Annotated in this window: 14 protein-coding genes; 10 read left to right on the forward strand and 4 right to left on the reverse strand. The window is 45.4% G+C overall.

What is annotated here, in order from left to right:
• Positions 1-68: 68 nt before the first annotated feature.
• Positions 69-1,253 carry a 12,18-didecarboxysiroheme deacetylase gene (gene ahbC / locus NTX75_09040; protein MCX5816368.1) on the reverse strand — a complete coding sequence of 395 codons (1,185 nt, stop codon included), beginning with the start codon at positions 1,251-1,253 and terminating at the stop codon, positions 69-71.
• Between the two features lie 181 nt (positions 1,254-1,434).
• Here ahbC and hcp point away from each other — a divergent pair, with 181 nt between their 5' ends.
• The 3 genes from hcp to NTX75_09055 are packed head-to-tail and all read left to right on the forward strand — an operon-like array spanning position 1,435 to position 4,113.
• Complete coding sequence (gene hcp / locus NTX75_09045; protein ID MCX5816369.1) at positions 1,435-3,060, forward strand: hydroxylamine reductase; 1,626 nt, start codon at positions 1,435-1,437, stop codon at positions 3,058-3,060.
• An 11-nt stretch (positions 3,061-3,071) separates the two neighbouring features.
• Positions 3,072-3,308 carry a hypothetical protein gene (locus NTX75_09050; protein MCX5816370.1) on the forward strand — a complete coding sequence of 79 codons (237 nt, stop codon included), beginning with the start codon at positions 3,072-3,074 and terminating at the stop codon, positions 3,306-3,308.
• Complete coding sequence (locus NTX75_09055; protein ID MCX5816371.1) at positions 3,283-4,113, forward strand: 4Fe-4S binding protein; 831 nt, start codon at positions 3,283-3,285, stop codon at positions 4,111-4,113. The genes NTX75_09050 and NTX75_09055 overlap by 26 nt, the downstream gene beginning before the upstream one ends.
• A 47-nt stretch (positions 4,114-4,160) precedes the next feature.
• Here the strand turns inward: NTX75_09055 and NTX75_09060 are convergent, their stop codons facing one another.
• From NTX75_09060 to NTX75_09070, 3 genes are all read right to left on the reverse strand, one after another.
• Complete coding sequence (locus NTX75_09060; GenBank protein MCX5816372.1) at positions 4,161-4,808, reverse strand: EF-hand domain-containing protein; 648 nt, start codon at positions 4,806-4,808, stop codon at positions 4,161-4,163.
• Between the two features lie 84 nt (positions 4,809-4,892).
• Complete coding sequence (locus NTX75_09065; protein ID MCX5816373.1) at positions 4,893-5,822, reverse strand: hypothetical protein; 930 nt, start codon at positions 5,820-5,822, stop codon at positions 4,893-4,895.
• Between the two features lie 24 nt (positions 5,823-5,846).
• Positions 5,847-6,188 (reverse strand): phage holin family protein, encoded by a 342-nt coding sequence (locus tag NTX75_09070; GenBank protein MCX5816374.1) that lies wholly within the window; start codon positions 6,186-6,188, stop codon positions 5,847-5,849.
• Positions 6,189-6,361: 173 nt separating this feature from the next.
• Here NTX75_09070 and NTX75_09075 point away from each other — a divergent pair, with 173 nt between their 5' ends.
• The 7 genes from NTX75_09075 (at position 6,362) to NTX75_09105 (ending at position 17,532) form a co-directional block, all read left to right on the forward strand.
• Positions 6,362-7,102: a hypothetical protein gene (locus tag NTX75_09075; GenBank protein MCX5816375.1), complete on the forward strand. Its 741-nt coding sequence runs from the start codon at positions 6,362-6,364 to the stop codon at positions 7,100-7,102.
• Positions 7,103-7,139: 37 nt separating this feature from the next.
• A complete protein-coding gene (locus NTX75_09080; GenBank protein ID MCX5816376.1) occupies positions 7,140-7,625 on the forward strand; it encodes a ferritin family protein in 486 nt (161 codons plus the stop codon).
• An 11-nt stretch (positions 7,626-7,636) separates the two neighbouring features.
• A complete protein-coding gene (locus NTX75_09085) occupies positions 7,637-8,059 on the forward strand; it encodes a pyridoxamine 5'-phosphate oxidase family protein (protein MCX5816377.1) in 423 nt (140 codons plus the stop codon).
• A gap of 169 nt (positions 8,060-8,228) precedes the next feature.
• Positions 8,229-9,776 (forward strand): radical SAM protein, encoded by a 1,548-nt coding sequence (locus NTX75_09090; protein ID MCX5816378.1) that lies wholly within the window; start codon positions 8,229-8,231, stop codon positions 9,774-9,776.
• Between the two features lie 369 nt (positions 9,777-10,145).
• Positions 10,146-11,063, forward strand: a complete 918-nt coding sequence (locus tag NTX75_09095) for a ParB/RepB/Spo0J family partition protein (protein ID MCX5816379.1) — start codon at positions 10,146-10,148, stop codon at positions 11,061-11,063.
• 258 nt (positions 11,064-11,321) lie between these two features.
• Entirely contained in the window at positions 11,322-12,455 is a 1,134-nt protein-coding gene (locus NTX75_09100; GenBank protein ID MCX5816380.1) for a Fic family protein, read from the forward strand.
• A 1,027-nt stretch (positions 12,456-13,482) separates the two neighbouring features.
• A complete protein-coding gene (locus NTX75_09105) occupies positions 13,483-17,532 on the forward strand; it encodes a DUF4365 domain-containing protein (GenBank protein ID MCX5816381.1) in 4,050 nt (1,349 codons plus the stop codon).
• Positions 17,533-18,564 lie beyond the last annotated feature (1,032 nt).

Here is an 18,564-nt window from a genome sequence, read left to right on the forward strand (position 1 = left end):
TTGTCTGCGTCCGTCTGCGGCAAATAAAAAAAGGTTCTTCATGTGTTATATTGGTCATTAGCTGTTAGCTAACCGCTTATTTCTTCTTCCGTCAGATAGCACTGGGGATCTTCTGCCCACACATCCCCTGTTGCCGCCTCTGCCCTTACCCTGAAATTACCGCCGCAGATATTGAGCCATCTGCACCGTGTGCACCTCCCCTTAACATGCTTTTTCTTTTCCTTGAGCCTTGCCATCAACTCATTATTCGTGTCCATCCAGATTTCGCTGAAGGGTTTTTCGCGCACGTTCCCAAAGTTGTAATGTCTCCAGAACTGGTCTGCGTGGACATTTCCTTCCTCATCCACGCATGCAATCCCCACACCCGATGCATTCCCCTCGTTCATCATGAGCAATTCATAGACCTCTGCAGCCCTTTTCTTATCTTCTTCCAGTAGTCTCAGATATACATAGGGCCCATCCGCATGATTATCAACGGTAAGGACTTCAAGAGGCTTTCCCCTGTCGAAAAATACCTTTGTCCTGTCCATGATGTAGTCTACAATTTTTCGTGATTCTTCGTGCGATATATCCTCATTGATAAGTTTTGACCCTCTTCCTGCATAGACAAGATGATAGAAGCAGACCCGCGGAATCTCTTCCGCTTCGATAATGTCAAAAATCTTAGGAATTTCATCATAGTTTCTTTTATTTATGGTAAAGCGCAACCCCACTTTTATGCCGGCCTTTTTCGCATTTCTCACCCCTGCGATTGCACGGTCAAAGGCGCCTTTGGCGCCCCTGAAGGCGTCATTTATCTGACCTGTTCCATCCAGACTGATGCCTATGTATGATAGTGCATACCGTGCAAACTGTTTTGCCTTTTCTTCAGTAATGAGGGTGCCGTTTGTGGAAATGACAGCCCTTAATCCTTTTTTAACCGCATAACCGATCAATTCCGGTAAATCCTCCCTGAGAACAGGCTCTCCACCGGAAAAAAGGATGACCGGCACACCAAAATCAGCGAGGTCATCAATTAATCGTTTTCCTTCATCGGTTGATAATTCATTCCCTTTGTAGGTCTCGTTCTCGGCACGTGCATAACAGTGGACACACTTCAGATTACACCGTTTTGTCATGTTCCAGACCACAACGGGCTTCTTGTCTGCGGAAAATTGAAGGAGGTGGGACGGGAGTTTCCGGGAATCCCTTCCGTACCGCAACGGGTCAGATGCCTCAACGGCACCGCAATAAAGTTTTGAAATCCCGATCATAGGGTTATTTTGTGCACAAAACCAAAAAAAGTCAATCTTTGATATGTTATCTTTCTGCCAATTGTCCTGATTACCACCGGTTACATTTATTTATATTTTTGATTTAAGTCAAAGAATATTTCGTCTGCCGGGGTTATAGTATCTACAGAAAGGCATTCAATAAAAAAATGAGGAGGTAATTATGTTTTGTTATCAATGTGAACAGACGGCGAAAGGTGAAGGATGTACAAAGGTAGGGGTCTGCGGGAAACAGCCTGATGTTGCGGCACTCCAGGACCTCCTTGTATATACCCTGGCTGAACTTTCTTTTTACGCTGCAGAAGGAAGAAAGGTGGCGGTTGTTGATCGTGAAGCGGATGTTTTTACGATTGAAGCGCTCTTTGCTACACTTACAAATGTCGATTTTGACCCCGCACGTTTTGTAGCGCTTATTAACCGTGCGGTTGCTTTAAGGGATACGCTCAAAGAAACGGTAAAGGCGGCAGGCGGAAAGGCAGAATTACCGGCAGGTCAAAGCCGGTTCAAGCCTGAAGCTACTCTCGAAGGGCTGATCAGGCAGGGAGAAGGCGTGGCAATACAACCTGACAGCTCAAACCCGGATATTACATCGCTGAAACATACACTCCTGTTTGGTCTCAAGGGTGTCGCAGCCTATACATACCATGCGCAGATCCTCGGACAGGAAGACAATGCCGTCTATGCCTTTATCCACGAAGCGCTGGTTGCCATCTTTAAAAAGGCGCCTGACCTCAATGAGGCCCTTTCTCTTGTTCTAAAATGCGGTGAGATAAATCTGAGAGCTATGGAGCTTCTGGATGCAGCCAATACCGGTGCATACGGTCACCCCGTTCCCACTAAAGTTCCCCTTGGAGCAAAGAAGGGAAAGGCTGTTCTCGTTTCCGGCCATGATCTCAAGGATCTGGAAGAAATCCTCAAACAGACTGAAGGGAAGGGGATATACGTGTATACTCACGGTGAAATGTTGCCTGCCCACGGCTATCCGGGCCTCAAGAAATATTCCCACTTTTATGGACACTACGGTACTGCATGGCAGAACCAGCATAAAGAATTTGCCGGTTTTCCCGGTGCGATCCTTATGACCACGAACTGTATTCAGAAACCGAACGATTCGTATAAAGACAATATTTTTACGCTGGGAACCGTAGGGTGGCCCAATGTAACCCACATATCAAATCACAATTATACACCAGCCATTGAAAAGGCCCTTGCCATGCCAGGCTTCCTGGAGGATGTGAACGGTAAATCGGTCATGGTCGGGTTCGCAAGGAATACGGTAATGGGTGTAGCCGGTGCAGTAATAGAAGCGGTGAAAAACAAAGCCATACGTCATTTTTTCCTCGTAGCAGGCTGTGATGGCGCAAAACCGGGAAGAAATTATTACACCGAATTCGTTGAAAAGGTCCCGGAAGACTGTATCGTCCTTACCCTTGCATGTGGAAAATTCCGTTTCTTCGATAAAGACCTCGGTAACATCGGCGGCATCCCGAGGCTTCTCGACATCGGTCAGTGCAATGATGCCTATTCAGCGATACAGATTGCCGTTGCCCTCTCAAAGGCCTTTAATGTAAGCGTCAACGACCTTCCTCTCTCGCTTGTTCTCTCGTGGTATGAACAGAAGGCCGTGGCAATTTTACTGACCCTTCTGTACCTTGGTATTAAGAATATACGTCTTGGACCATCGTTACCGGCATTTGTAACATCGAATGTACTGGATGTGCTGGTGAAAAACTTCGGCATAAAACCGATTACCACCCCCGATGAAGACCTGAAGGCGATATTGGGATAATGCTAAAAAACATGAAAAATCTTTTTTATTTAGCCGCAGACGGACGCAGACAAAGGCTGGACAGCATTTTATATCGGCTGCCGACCCGGCACCCGATATACTCCATGCCCTTCGGGCAGAGTGAAAATTTAATATATTCGCCCGTTAGGGCTGAATATTTGATGGGCGGCAAAATAATTATAGAAGTTTTGATAAAACCCGCTAATGATGGAGAAAGGCAAAATGAAAACGAAAAGAAACATAATTGAGATTGACGAAGAGAAATGTAACGGTTGTGGCCAGTGTGTATCGGCCTGTGCCGAGGGGGCAATTCAACTGGTTAATGGCAAGGCAAAGCTTGTATCGGAAAATTACTGTGATGGACTTGCGGCCTGTTTAGGGGAGTGCCCCGAAGGCGCCCTTAAAATTGTAGAACGCGACGCTGATACCTTCGATCCCGAAGCGGTTGAACAATACCTGGAAAAACAGGGGTCAGGGGTCATACGGAAGAGGGGTTCAAGGGTTCAAGGGTTTAAGGGGAAGAGGCAAGGGAATTCCCCGACAGTTTTTAACTCAAAACTCAGAACTCAAAACTCAGAACTGAATTTACCATGCGGTTGTCCTTCTACCCACCTCCAGACGTTTGCCTCACCCTGCGAAGCGGCAAACCGGCCCGTTCAACATGCAGACGTGGACTCTGCCCTTACCCACTGGCCTGTTCAGATCAAGCTTGTACCACCCGCCGCACCGTTCCTCAAGGGGGCCGATCTTCTTATTGCCGCAGACTGTACTCCTGTAGCATATCCCAGCTTTCACAATGATTTCTTAAAAGGGAAAACCGTATTAATGGGATGCCCGAAGTTTGATGATACTGAGGAATATATCAATAAATTTGCAGAGATTTTCAGGATAGCCGATATAAAAAGCATCACTGCCTTGATTATGGAAGTGCCATGTTGTTCAAAGATGCCCTTCCTCATTCAACAGGGCATGGCGCTTGCCGGAAAAAAACATCCCATGGAAATTGTTGTTATAAGCGTACAGGGGAAGATTCTGAAAAAGGAAAAATTGTAACAAAAAACCCCGCCAACCATTGAAGGCTGGCGGGGTTCAAACCGGAACTACTTTAATACCTTTGATGCATCTTTAAATTCTTTTTCATCGAGGGCGCCGTCACCATTCTTGTCCATTGCTTTGAACATTTCCGGGGTGACATTGACAAAGACAATTGTTAATTCTTCAATAGTTATCTTCCCGTCCTTATTTGCATCAATGTCCTTGAATCCTTTTTTCTTTGCTGCAGGTTTTTCTTTCTTTTCCTTTGCCGGTTTTGCAGCAGCTATTTTCTTTACATTAATGCCATCTTTTGTGTACTTGGCAGCAACCTTGTCACCCACCTTAATTTCGTTAGCATCTTTGTAACCTTTAAATGTGGCTTTCGCTATGTCGAACGTGACAGCATCCTTCTTATCTTTCACTGTAAGGGTTTTTGCTGCAACATCAACATTTGTTACTTCACCATAATACCCTGCTGGTTTTGGTTTGGGTTTTGGTTTATCCGCCGGTTTGTCAGCTTTTGCCTCTGCCTTTTCAGGGGCAGGTGCTGCCTTCTCCGCTGCAGGCGCTGCTTTCTCCGGTGCCGGTTTTGCCTTCTCCGGTGCAGGAGCTGCTTTTTCGGGTGCCGCCGCTGGTTTTGCCTGTGCAAAAACTGTTGATACGAAAGCAATACTGATGAATAATACAAACACAACCATTAAGACTTTCTTCATACTTTTTCACCTCCCTTCTTTTTTATATCAATTTGTGACTATATTTTAATGTTCTAACATTTGTATACAGCATGTCAAGACCTTTTATGTATATGATAATTTTATTTCCAGTCCGGACGGACTAACCAGATTTAGCTTAATAGCAGCATACTCAGGGTATTGCAAATATATATGTTTTTTTTCATTAAACGCTTCAATTAATCGGTCATCGGTGGTCATAAAAAAATCTATCCCATGTCTGATACAATTAAGAATATGTTGGGTATCTCTGTCTGCCTGTTTGGACTGATATTTTTTTAAGACCGTGGCAAGGACGAAATCTATATGTGATTTCTCCAAAGGCAATTTCCCGGAACTTTTTTTACTTAATCCCACGATCCTGTTCCAGAGACCGAAAAGATTCCGGTTTCTCTCTCCTTCGTCACCTTCAAAGATAGATTTTCTGCCATACCGGCTTAATGCTGACAGGAATATTTCCCAATTTAGCTGGTAATCGGTACGTTTCAAGTCTTTCCAGGAAGCATCTGTATACCAGAGGTGAAGAGATTTTGAGCAGTCGTTGAGGATGTTGAAATCTTCTTCTGAAAGTAAAAATGCGGGTTCATATTTTCTGAAATCAAGGACCTCATCCCTGATGAGCGAGGCAAGTTTATTCTCTGTGTCATCTTTAAGCTTATCCGCTGTATTCGGAAGGAAATCGATCTGCTCGTAAAAAACGAAAATGCGTTTCCATTTCCTGATGTTATCTTTTTCAATCCTGTCCCATCTTTCAAATTCATCTATAGCCTCCATAGCCCTCATTGTATCTGTTATACAACAACCACGACTATTCAGCCAGAGTATGATATCCATCTCCAGATCCATGCCGGAAGTGACAAGCCTTATATCGTTATCTATAAATTTTCTCCAGATGGTACGCATGGATTGCCAATGAGGAAATTGTTTACTTTTTTCGGGGAGAGAAGATGCTAATGTGTCGAGTATGCTAAAATCTACATAGGCTGTCATGCTCATAAAGAATACCCGCAGATACCATGTTTATTTAGTTCCCAACAAATGCCCCAGGAGAAAGTTAATGATGGACAGCACAATGCTAAAAAGCATAGCAACCCAGAAACCTTTAACTTCAAATCCCTTTATTATTGATGAAGCAAGCAATATCAAAAGCGCATTTATCACAAAGGTAAATAACCCCAGCGTCAAAATGTTAATAGGCAGGGTAATCAGTATGAGGAAGGGCTTTACGAGAACGTTGATAATCCCGATAAAAAGAGCCACCCACAGGGCGGCAAAAAAACCCTTTATAACAACGCCAGGAATAACGTATGCGGCAAGCATAATTGATGTGGCCATGATAAGCCACTTAAGAAGTAGCATCATCTTTTGTATACATTATGTCACAAAATAAAAAATATTCAAATAAAATGTGAAAGATGGGGTGAGTATATTGCATGCTAAGGGCTCATAACGGAGTTTGTATTGACAAGCTATAGTGCTTTTTATAAACTCATCTGTATAACATCTCCCGTTTATCGGGGTTAAGGGGTTTTGCCATGAAAAAGAAATATGGTTCCACAAAGCTTTTCGTAATATGTGTGTCTCTGGTTTTTCTGGCGGCTTGCCAGAGCTACCAGAGGCAGATTATCCCGTTCAAGATGCCTTCTGCATACCCGAACGCAACAGAGGTTGCCGGCGCCACAATAGCAGCTAAAATGTTTAATAATAACAAGGAAGCAGAAGCAGTCTATGGCTTCGATATCATAGGGTCAGGTGTGCTTCCTGTCCAGGTGATATTCGATAACAAAGGCACTCACCCCATCGAAATCCTCCCCGGTCAGACCCTTCTCATTGATGTGGAGGACAATATCTGGCCTATCCTTGATGCAAAACTTGCCTATGAACGGATTGCAAAGAAGACACAGTATGGAGAAGTTGCACCTAAAGCTGCCAAGGGTGGCATTTTCGCAGGTATTGCCGGTGCTATGATAGGTGCTGCAGTCGGGATTGTGACGGGTACAAATGTGGGCACTGCTGTGCTGCAGGGTGCAGCAATTGGAGCTGCAGCCGGCGCCACTGCCGGAGGCGCTGCAGGCATATTCGATAAAGATGCCCAGGACAAGATACGTGAAGATTTGCAGAAAGGCACATTGGAAAACAAGGCTGTGCCTGCCCATCAGATTGCATATGGCTTTATTTTCTTTCCGGGGGAGGCAGCAAAGGCAAAGGAATTACGGTTAAGGATAATAGAGGTTGATACCGGAACTTCTCACGCAGTTGTTATGAAGTTCCAATAAGCAGCAGTATTGTTCATTTAAGAAAAGGAGGCATACCATGAGTATCTTTTTACAGGCAAGTGACGTCTTCCAGTTTGCTATCCGCATCGAAGAAGATGGTGAGCTATTCTACCATAGGGCAGCAATGATGGCGGAAGATAAGGAAATACAAAAGCTCTTTGACCGTCTTGCCGATGAAGAAGTACGGCACAAAAGGATTTTTCAGGACATGCTGGTGAAAATAGAAGAATACAGGCCAACTGAAAGCTATAGCGGTGAATACATGGCCTATCTCAGGGATTATATCGACAATAAGGTTATTTTTACAAAAGAATCAAAGGAGAAAGGCTTTAAGGGTGTTTTCGATGCGCAATCAGCCATTGATTTCGCCATACAGCGAGAACTTGATTCTATCCTTTATTATCAGGAGGCAAAACAGTTCGTTGCTCCAAAACAGCACGGTCAGATCGATAAGATTATTGAAGAAGAGCAAAAGCACTTTGCAGTATTATCGGAATTAAAAAAGAATTATCAAAACAAATAAGGGGGTACACCATGTCAGCAAAACTTATGGAGTATTTCAACAAACAGCCGCGACTTGGATGTCTCAGTACCGCAAACAAGGAAGGCAAGGTAAATGTGGCCTACTTCGGCTCGCCGAGGATGATCAATGAGAAGACCATCACGATGGGTATTGGCAAGAACAGGACCTTTGCATATCTTCAGGAAAACCCTTATGCGGTCTTCATGATTATGGAGCCGGGCAAGTCCCTGAGCGAATGGAAGGGCGTGAGGGTTTACGTAAAGATGGCTGACTGCCAGACATCCGGGTCAAAACTGGACGACATGAAGGCCCAGATTGCAAAGGTTGCAGGCGAAGCCGGCGCCAAAATGGTCTATGCCGCTGTGAGCTTTGAAATTTATGAGATCAAACCCCTTGCCGATTTCGGGCAGGGATGGGAAAAGGCAATTTCGTAACCACACGCGCTGAGCGTGTGATTACGAGCTGTCAGCTCATAGCTGTCAGCAAGGGCATGATGCTGGATACCAGATTAAACAAGGGTTCAAGGGTTCTAGTGAATTTCGCTTGGCCCCTTGGCCCCTTACCCCTTACCCCTTGAACCCATTATCAACTATGAGCTAAACCGTGCTTCTCATACACCCACCTGTTGTCAAACCATCCGAGCCGCCGCCAGGCATTGCAAAACTTTCCGGGGTGCTCACTGCTTGCGGTATCCGCCACCACGTCATCGATGCAAATATCGAAGGTTTATATTATTTACTGAATAAAGCAATAACAGGGCCTGTGGAACTTGACACCTGGACCCGGAGGGCTTTGCGCAACCTCTCCAATAATCTTAAGGGACTGAAAGATTGGGAGATTTACACGAACATTGACCGGTATAAACGTGCGGTGATGGACGTAAACCGCCTCACAGGCATGTCGGCTGCGGAATATGGCGTGCAGATAAGCCTCGTCGATTACCAGCAAAAAAAGCTTTCCCCCTCAAAGAGCGACGATCTTCTCCATGCCGCCGGGCATTACGAGGAGAACCCCTTTTACCCTTACTTCAGGGAACGGATAGCTCAGCTTATAGAGAGGGAAAATCATGGATTTGCAGGCATCTCTCTGAACTACCTGAGCCAGGCATTGACAACCTTTTCAATCATCGGCTTCATAAAAAAAAGGTTCCCTGCCGTTAAAATCATTGTTGGTGGCGGACTCGTTACATCATGGATGAGGAGCCCTTTATGGAGGAATCCCTTCGCAGGGCTTATAGATCATCTCGTTGCAGGTCCGGGAGAAGCGCAGCTCATCTCGCTCCTTGGGAAAAAGACAAAAATGGCAGGACATTGCCCGCCCTGCTATGATTCCTTCCTTGATGGCAAGTATCTGGCGCCGGGATTTATTTTACCTTACAGCACTTCAACGGGATGTTACTGGAGCAAATGCTCTTTCTGTCCGGAAAGGGCGGAAGGGAATGAGTTTCTGCAAGCCCATCCCGATTCGGTTATCGGTGATCTCAGTGCGCTCTCCAAACAGGTGAAGCCCGCACTTATTCATCTGGTTGATAATGCAATCAGCCCTGCCATGTTGAAGAAAATTGCTGAGAATCCTCCCGGAGCGCCATGGTATGGTTTCGTAAGGATTACCCCTCACCTTGTTGATATGGATTTCTGCCAGGCGCTGAAAAGATCCGGCTGCGTTATGCTGAAGCTTGGTCTTGAATCGGGCGATCAGGGGGTCATTGACTCTATGAACAAGGGTATCAATCTTAAAACGGCTTCAAAGGCATTAATGACACTGAGAGCCGCCGGCATCGCCACGTATGTTTATCTTCTATTCGGAACACCTTCCGAGACAATCAAAGAAGCCCGTCGCACCCTTGACTTTACAGTCAAACACGCTGAATATATTGACTTTTTAAACCTGGCCATATTCAACCTGTCGATCAACAGCCCTGAGACCTCCGGACTTTCAACCGGGAAATTCTACGAGGGTGACCTTTCGCTGTATACTGATTTTAAGCACCCGAAAGGATGGGACAGACGCCAGATCAGGCAGTTTCTTGACAAAGAATTTAAAAAGCATCCTGCCATACAACAGATTCTCCGTAACCATCCGCCCTTATTTACCTCCAGCCATGCCCCGTTGTTTGCGATGGAACTTCCCAGTCAAGGCAAATGCATTTGAAAAAAACATACAGCTTTGCACCATTTCCCTTATGCTCCTGCTGCGCTCCGCTTACCCTTTCATCGATTCTCTTCCGCTCGATTCCCGAACTCGCTCTGAGCTTCAGACAGCGGGAATCGGTCTAAACGAGGCCTGGCCCCAGACACGCTACAGTTCATCGTGAAGGGTGTCCCAAGCGGTGCTCGATGTCGCACCACAAGAAAGGTGCGTTGCTGCAAAAGCATAGAACAATTCCAAGTACGTTTACCCTGACCCCTCAGCAGAATAAGTTGACACCCCTCTTCCTGTTTGATAGCATTAGAGAAAAATAACGGTTCAAACAGTTGTAACAGCTTGAACAGTTTGAACTTTTAAAAAAAAGGGGGAAAGATGACTGAACAGGAAAAGACTGAAAGCCCGGAATTTATGTATTTGCCTCTCGAAAGCATTCTCGTAGAAGAACAGATTCGCTCAAGCATAGATACAGAAAGTGAATCATTTAAGGCTCTTATGGAGTCAATCAAAGACCGGGGCGTCTTAGAGCCTGTCCTCGTGACGCCGAAAGACGGTAAATACTTACTGCTTTGCGGGGAGAGACGTTTCCTGGCAGCGCTGAAGCTGGGACTCACATCCATCCCCGTGCGGGTTGTGGATGCAGTAACCCAGAAGGACGAGATACTTGCCTTCCAATTGACTGAAAACCTCCAGCGGGAAGACTTAAACCCCATGGATCAGGCGAAAGGGATATTGGCATATATTCAGGCGAAACACCCTGATAAAAACTATGACGTGGATGGGGTGATGAGCGACTTGGTTAGGTATAATCGTAAGCCCGAAACCCTCCCTGAAGAAATCGTTAACACTGTGATAACGATTTCTGAAATCGTCGGAAAATCAATAATGACGCTGCATCGCACGATATCACTTTTGAAACTATCTGATGAAATACAGGCCGCTATCCGGGAGGGGAAATTACCTGTTTCACAGGGTTACATCTTTGCCTCCCACCTTGACTATCCCGATCTCAAGAAGGTTTTTGATAGTGTTATAACACAACCTGTTACCAACTCTACCCTTGAGCGGATGCTCACGCGGAAGTCAGAACCGCCGAAGAAACCCTTGCACCCCAAACTCTCACGACAGCGAACAAGCGTCAAAAATATAATGACCACTATAGAAGAAAATGCCGGCAAATATACCAAAGAAGACCTTGAGGAGTTCCTTCATGAATTATACGTCCTCTATGACTATATTCAGCAGCAGGCCTCTGTCGCGGTGTCGACGAAACCGCGCAAACCGCAGTTGTGAAGGGGTGATTCGATAGCATTAGGGAAAATTAATTGGGATGGATAAGCAGTATTATTTTAAGGCTTTGCTCCAAAAATTCATTTAACATTCAAGTTGAAATTGTTTGTATTTTCCATTTCATAGGGGTAGAATTCTTGGATACAGCAAAGTGGAAGCATGGGAGTGCTCATTAGCCAAAGTAAAATAATAAACTTTATAATTTACTTTACACTTAATAAGTAAAATAGGTAAGCTTATATTTTAGGTAAGAGGTGCTTTATGAATATCTCCGATTTCAGGGCGGGAACATTTCAGAAAGGTTACCAATATAAGTATTTCCTGCCGGAAAAAATAAACCATTCATTTTTTTGGACAGACGAGGGGATCAATGAACTCCTGGAAAGGGCTTCATTAAAGCTTGGGGAACTAAACTCCTTTTCAAGATTTGTCCCCGACACGGCCATGTTCATCATCATGCACATCTTCAAGGAAGCGGTTATATCGAGCCGGATTGAAGGAACACAGACCAATATCGAGGAAGCCTTAATCGAAGAGAAAGAGATTGACCCCGAAAAGCGCGATGACTGGCGGGAAGTAAACAACTATGTTTCCGCGATGAATAAGGCCATCGAAGAATTGAAAACATTGCCCCTGTCGAATCGGCTGATCAAGGATACCCACAGGATTCTTCTTTCGAGCGGACGAGGAGAACATAAAAATCCGGGAGAATTCAGGCAATCGCAAAACTGGATCGGGGGAGTTAGTCTTACGGACGCAGTATTCATTCCGCCTGCCCTCACAGAGTTGCCGGAACTGTTGTCAGACCTTGAATTATTTCTGCACAATACGGAAATCAAGGTCCCCCACCTGATCCGAATTGCCATTGCTCATTATCAGTTTGAAACCATCCACCCTTTTCTTGACGGTAACGGCAGGATAGGGCGCTTGCTTATCACGCTGTATCTGGTGAGCACCGGTGTTTTAGAGAAGCCCTTACTCTATCTGTCAGAGTTTTTCGAGAAAAACAAAACCCTCTATTATGATAACCTGACCTTTGTCAGGACCAAAAACGATCTTGGGCAGTGGATCAAATTCTTTCTGACCGGGGTCATTCAAACAGCGGAAGCCGGGGTATCCACCCTTACCAAAATTATAAGCTTGAAGGCATCTATCGAGCGTGGAAAAATTCTGATGATGGGCAAACGCGCAAAGCAGGGATCAATTTTTCTACATGCGCTTTTTTCCAAGCCCGTGGTGACAATAAAGGATGTTCAAAACATCACCGGACTTTCTCCCAAAGCAGCTAACGATCTTGTAAAGGTTTTTTTTGCGGAAGGAATTCTCAAAGAAACGACAGGCTATCAGCGCAACCGGGTTTTTGTGTTTGAAGACTATCTGAGAATGTTCAGATAATGAATAATAGAAACCGGCAGGGATGTAGGGAATGCAAATTGAGGAGACACGGGTTGCGAACCCCTATTTTGTAACCGGTATTTCATCACCAATAACTGGAGTTTCCTGACTTTTTCATTGGATGTTGCCGGAACACTGTTTTGCTCCCTGCTCCCTGCGCTTTCTTACCCATGCAACGGTTCGCATCCATTCGGCCTTCTAACTTGCCACTGGGCTTCGAGCAAATCAGGCCGGCCCAGGCGCGGCACTGGCCGCGGGCACATTTCTGCTTACCGGCAGGGCCCCAAGAAATGCTCGAAGTCGCGACTCGCAAAAAGTTCTTCCGGCTTTTACCGAAAGAGTTAACTAAAAAGTTATTTGGGCAACAGGCCGCAAATTGTGAATCCAAACTGAGAATCTAAAAAACCGGAAATCTCGGTTTTCAAAGTGCATGCCGCGGAATTGCCTGTTTGTATTGGTTTTACGAGGATTTCAGGGGTTTGCTGACACATTGTCAGCAAATGATTGTGAGTTGAAAGCTATGGACAATGGACTATTACCCGTTGAATGTTTTGAGAAGGATAAAATGGGAATGCGTGAATGTATGTGGAGAATTTGGCCACACAATCTCAGCCACGCAGGTTCTGATTGACACCCCTCCGGTAGTATTCAAAGGGGTTGACGAAAGGACATGTAAGTTATCCAGTGCAGGAAGCAACACTCCGGTCATGTGTTTTAAGCGATTCACTGGCCATTGACTCACAAAGATGGAGAGAAAATGTATGATTGCAGAATTTGGCCCCACAGGTTTTCCCCGTGCGTCAAAAAATTCAGAAGCGGTTCCAGCAAGGCGCCATTTCTCTACTCTGCCCCGCCGTGCTTAAACAAAGTTTTTCGCTAACTGCCTACTTATCTTTGAAAGCTAACAAATTCCTTGACATGTTAATTAATTAGCAGCAAAATGGAGAATAATGAAGAGTTAGGATAATGAGAAGTGCTGGATTGCAAAGTTTGATTCTTACTGATTTTATCCACTGGTTTTAGACATATGATTGAAAAAGCAGAGAAATTTCCTGAACAACCAGAATCTCACATTGTCGGACAGCGGGCTTTAGACGTCTTCAATTACCGTCGTCCGCAGCATTGGATAGTCAATCCTTCGGTTAGAGACTATGGGTGGGACGGGCTCGTCGAAATTGGGACTGGCGGTCTGTCCTTTTTGGTGCAAATGAAGGGCTCCGGCGATCCTTCCTATTCGAGTGAGAAAGACTTCGTCAGCGTGGGGCTAAAAGTTGCCACTGTAAACTTCCTTCAAGGCCACCTTGTCCCCGCCATGGTTTGTATATGCGATACAGGAGCCGCAGATACTCCTGTCTACTATGCCTGGCTCGATGAAGTAATTAGAGAGATCGAGACTCAAAACCCGATTTGGAGCGGACAAGAAACCGTAACTGTCAGGGTTCCCACTATTCAGAGGATTGACCAGAATGTATCGGACACGGTATCCGATTATGTATCAGAATGTCATAGTCGCCTTCAGATAGGCACGGAGATACTTGAGGTCATGGGAGTTGCCTCCGGCCTAAGTAAAGAACAGATGCGAACTTCATCAGCACCAGAACTAATGGAGCAGGCCATAAAACCCACGTTAGTCAAGGCAGGACTTATCGAGCTGTCCACAGACGAAGGATCGGAGCAAATCAATATTCTGTCCCCCGAAGACCAAAGACGATTCAAAAACATCCGAGAGATTTCTTTATTACTAAACGTCTTTAAGGACGACGAGGCTTGCCAGCGGCTTGACCGTTTGGAAAGTGAAATTGAACAAGCATCAGATGGGATAAAGGCCCCATACTTTAACAATAGGGGTGTTCTGGCCCTTCATACGGAGAAGAACGATTTGGATTCTTTAAAGTTCTTCTCTATGGCGGCCCAGTTAAGACCCTCAGAACCAAAATATGTGACAAATGGGCTATGGACAGAGTTCTCGATACGTAATGATGAGGGCAAAGCCGATCTCAGTATTGACTGGCAAGACAGGCTTGATAAGGTATTGGCGTCTAACCCGACCTTTGGCCCTGTAGTCAGGCTGAAGGCTATGCAAATAGCGCAGGCTTCAGGACATGAGGCGGCAACCGATTTCATTGTTAAAAGTCAGCTATGGCAAAAAGAACCTTTAGATTCCAGGCTCTGTTTGATCGAACTCTTGAAGGACACCGGGGAGTATGATCGAGCTATAGATGTTGTGGAACAGACAGAAAAGGAGGACGTTCCGTTAAATTCTCTTTTTTATTCCCTGGCTGGCTTCATCTTCCTCATGAAGGCCGTGAAAGGTCATGAACATAAGGGGCATGTCAGGTTCTCTACAGGACCAGCAGATATAAGTCCTGAACTACTGCAAAAGTCAAGTCACTACTATGGTCTCGCTTTTAAGGAACTTATTTCTGCCGGATTTCCGCTTCCCTGGGAAGATACTATCTCCAACTACTCAATGATCTTAAGCCTCTTGGGCAAATACGAGGAAGCCGCTAACGTAGCCAAACCATTTTTGCAGAGACATCCTGCAAGCCCAATGGTAAATGATGCTCTCGCCTCTGCGCTCTTCAGAAAGGGCGAACCGGAAAATGCAGTTCCCTATGCCGAAAAAGCTTTTGCCGGAGAACCAACCTCGCATAAATTGAAGAATCTGTGTCTATGCCTATTTTTGGCTGAGGATTATGAAAAACTGATCACAACGATCTCTGAGAACCGTAAGCAGGGGTTTGAAGATGTGGACGAAGAATGCCTTTTGCGATCCCTCTGTGCTATCGCTTATTATGAAATCGGAGAGGAAGAGGAAAGTAGCAAACAGATTCGAGCACTTGACGAAAAGGAATTTGTGGCCGACGCCCTGACGGTCAAGTGTACTATAGCGAGCAAAAACAGGGCATCAAAAGAGACCATCATCGGCATTCTGAACCAAGCCCTTGAAGCCGATCCGGAGAACCTTACAGTTCGAACCCATATTGCCGGTTATCTAAATCCAACGACTGTTGAAGATGCCAAGATCATAGAAGATTGTTTTGAGCATATCCTCAAGTTCAGGGACCTTCTACCTGAAGAATATTCAAACTACACCCGTGCCGTAAACACGCTCAACAAATATGAAAAGGCCAGAGATATACTGTACAAGGCTGTCAAGCGTTATCCTGGGATACCCAGTCTTATTCATGATCTGGCCCTTGCAGTAGAATGTACCGGGGATCAGGAAACAGCCTACCAATTATGCTCGGATTACATCAGGCTCGGGGGCAAGAGTTATGCTGTTTTAAAGAACACAGCCATTCTGGCTGAGATGACCGGGCGAACAGATGAAGCAATTAAACTGTTTTCTAGGGCGCTCAGTAAAAGTCATGATGCTCATGAACAAGGAGATATCCACTGCCAGTTATACGAGCTAAAAAGGAGAAAGGGCGTTTCGACAAAGGAACTGATTTCACACATACATGAATTCGGCAAAACTATAACAGGCGATGATACCACGAGAGAAGCACGGTATCTAACGATGATATTGATGGCTCCGAAACCATCTGACCAAGCCGATAAGGAACTCGAATTGTGGTTTGAAGAAGCCAAACGGAGATTAGGTGAGTTCGAACGGAAGCATCCGAAAAACCCCTTTCTAAAGGGCTTCAAAATTAACACAGCACTCTCCCCTGAGGAGCAGGCCTGGGACATGATGACAACTATCTCATCAGTGACTCTTCCGGCTCGTATGAGGGGCGCGCAGCTTGAGATGGCCGCGCGGAGCGGCACATGGGCTTTCGTGTTTAGGGCTGAGGTCTTATCTAATTCAGTTTTTTCCTACTGGTCTCTATGCACAGCATCCGAAGAACGTTCACACGCTATCCATATCTGGAGTCCGGATATATCATTGGATGAGGAGAATAAGACTGCGGGAGCCGCAAAATCGGCGTGTGTAGACATTACCACCCTGCTCGCCCTCGCGCAACTTGATATGTTAGACCTGTTAGAGATCCTTGATCAAGTGGTTATTTCGCTCAGCACAAAGAGGGCATTGGCCATCGAGCTTGAAGGTATCCTGAGCGCCCCCTACCCTCTTGCCCAAAAAATTGATGTCTGGCTCCGTACAAACAGGAGCAGGGTGCGTGTGCGAAGGTTTCCCTGGTCTAAAGGCTTCGACTTTGAAGATAATGAATCTGAGAGCAACGTGCCTGGTCTTCTTACGCCTTTTCAGCCATCAATTGCAAAGATGTTGCCTTACGGGGTCGGCGAATCCGTGAAACTTGCGGCCTTCTTGAACTTGCCACTCTATTCTGACGATGTCTTCGCGAGATATATTGCATTAAAAGATAATAACGTAAAAGGGTTCAGCACAATCAGCATGGTTGCGGCGCTTCGAGAAAAAGGCAAGATCAGCTTGGCCAGTGAGACTGAGGTCTTTGGGAAAATGCTGAAACTGAATTTTCGAATCGTACCTTTCAACTCTCAGCATCTTTACTGCAGCTTGGAGAACGTGGCAAATTCTCTTACAACAAAGGGTAGAATTCCGCGAGCTAAGGATTTGATTCAAGATGAGACGCTTGGGAGTCTGCTGCGTCAGTTCGCAGATTCTTCGATAGAGCCTGCGGGTCTTTATCGAATTGCCATAGACTGGTGGATCGCGATTCTAGAAAAGGGTTTGCCGACAGGGATACTTGAACAGAGCATGGTTTACCTTCTCTTTGCCTTCTCTCAAAGGACGGTTGGAGGCGTACTCAAGGGAGTAGTGAAGGATGAACCCGATGAAATACGGGCTGCTCTTCTCACTTTTTTCTTACTGAAGGTCAGTCAAAAAGACAGTAGATTAATACCGGCGGCTTGGTCTGCAGTGAAGACTTATTGCGAAGAGCATTATCGGGACCAGGCAACTTTTCAAAAAGTCATTTTTGAAAAACTTCCAAACTGGTTTGTAAAGTTGCTGGAAATGCGTGTCAAAACCAATAGCTACGACAAGGTAAAAATACTGGCCTCCTTCACCACCAAACTGCCTAACGGTGACAGAACATTGATAGAAGAATATATTGTTCGCCATATCAGGCCATCATTCTTGACTTAAACCGGGCACACAAGCCAAGAAGGTAGTCCTTAACATAGGACAGGGAGGAGACAAAGGGCCTGCCCTTGAATTTTGAATTCCGGCAGGTGAAGGTTCGGCATATCCTACCATCCTTAAAACCCCTTCAGACAATTTGTAGACACTGTGTCTACAAACATATAATCCGCCGCAAAGCCAATAAATACAACGCTTCGCAGACGAGACGAAATATCGATGGGGACGTTGTTTCTCGGCGTGCATTAGTTATTCCTTCTTTACCGCCTTCTCGATAAAATAGGGGACAAAATGTCGCCCGGAGTCAGGTTTAATCGCCCTGACAGCACTGCAACCAATTATGCAATTTGTGGCTTAATACGATTTTTCAGGGCCTTAAATTGCTCATATATGTCGTATTGGTGCGGATTGAAGAGGTGTAAAATAGAAATGCTTGTAAAAACATCTTTAAAAAACCTCTCAAATTCCCGTTAAAACCATTTGACAAAGAAAAAATGTCATGTAATAGCAATTGGATAGCCAAGCGATCCTTAAGTGCTATTACATGAAAAAAAGCCCTGAAAAGTCGTATTATACCCAATTTGTCAATGCTATTTACAATTAGCATAAATATTGAACTGGGCAACCATCACTTATTTATGGCGGCAACGAAAGCTATATATACAAAGGAGTGAAGGTAACAGGCTGGACGGAATCGGGCATTCTCCTTCATTCATAAGGAAGGGACAGCAACAAATTAGGAGAACTCACCTGTAGAGACAAAAAGATGACTGACGGAACAACCAGAAATTATTATGTTGACGAAGCCGGGGATGGAACAATCTTCAATGCCAGAGGCCACAATTATCATCGGCAGCGAGGAGAAACAATAAACCCAAATATGTCGTTAGGAAGGTGTCGGGGTAGTTGCTCGTGGACTGACCTCGCAATTAAACCGCCCCGGAGCAAACCGTCGAGAGGCGAGGAAGCTTGGTCTTTTGCTGTTAAGCAAAAGTTCCGAAGCCGAACGCGAGCATAAACAGCCCGCACAGCGGGCGA

This window comes from Pseudomonadota bacterium (assembly GCA_026388315.1).
Classification (GTDB): domain Bacteria; phylum Desulfobacterota; class Syntrophorhabdia; order Syntrophorhabdales; family Syntrophorhabdaceae; genus MWEV01.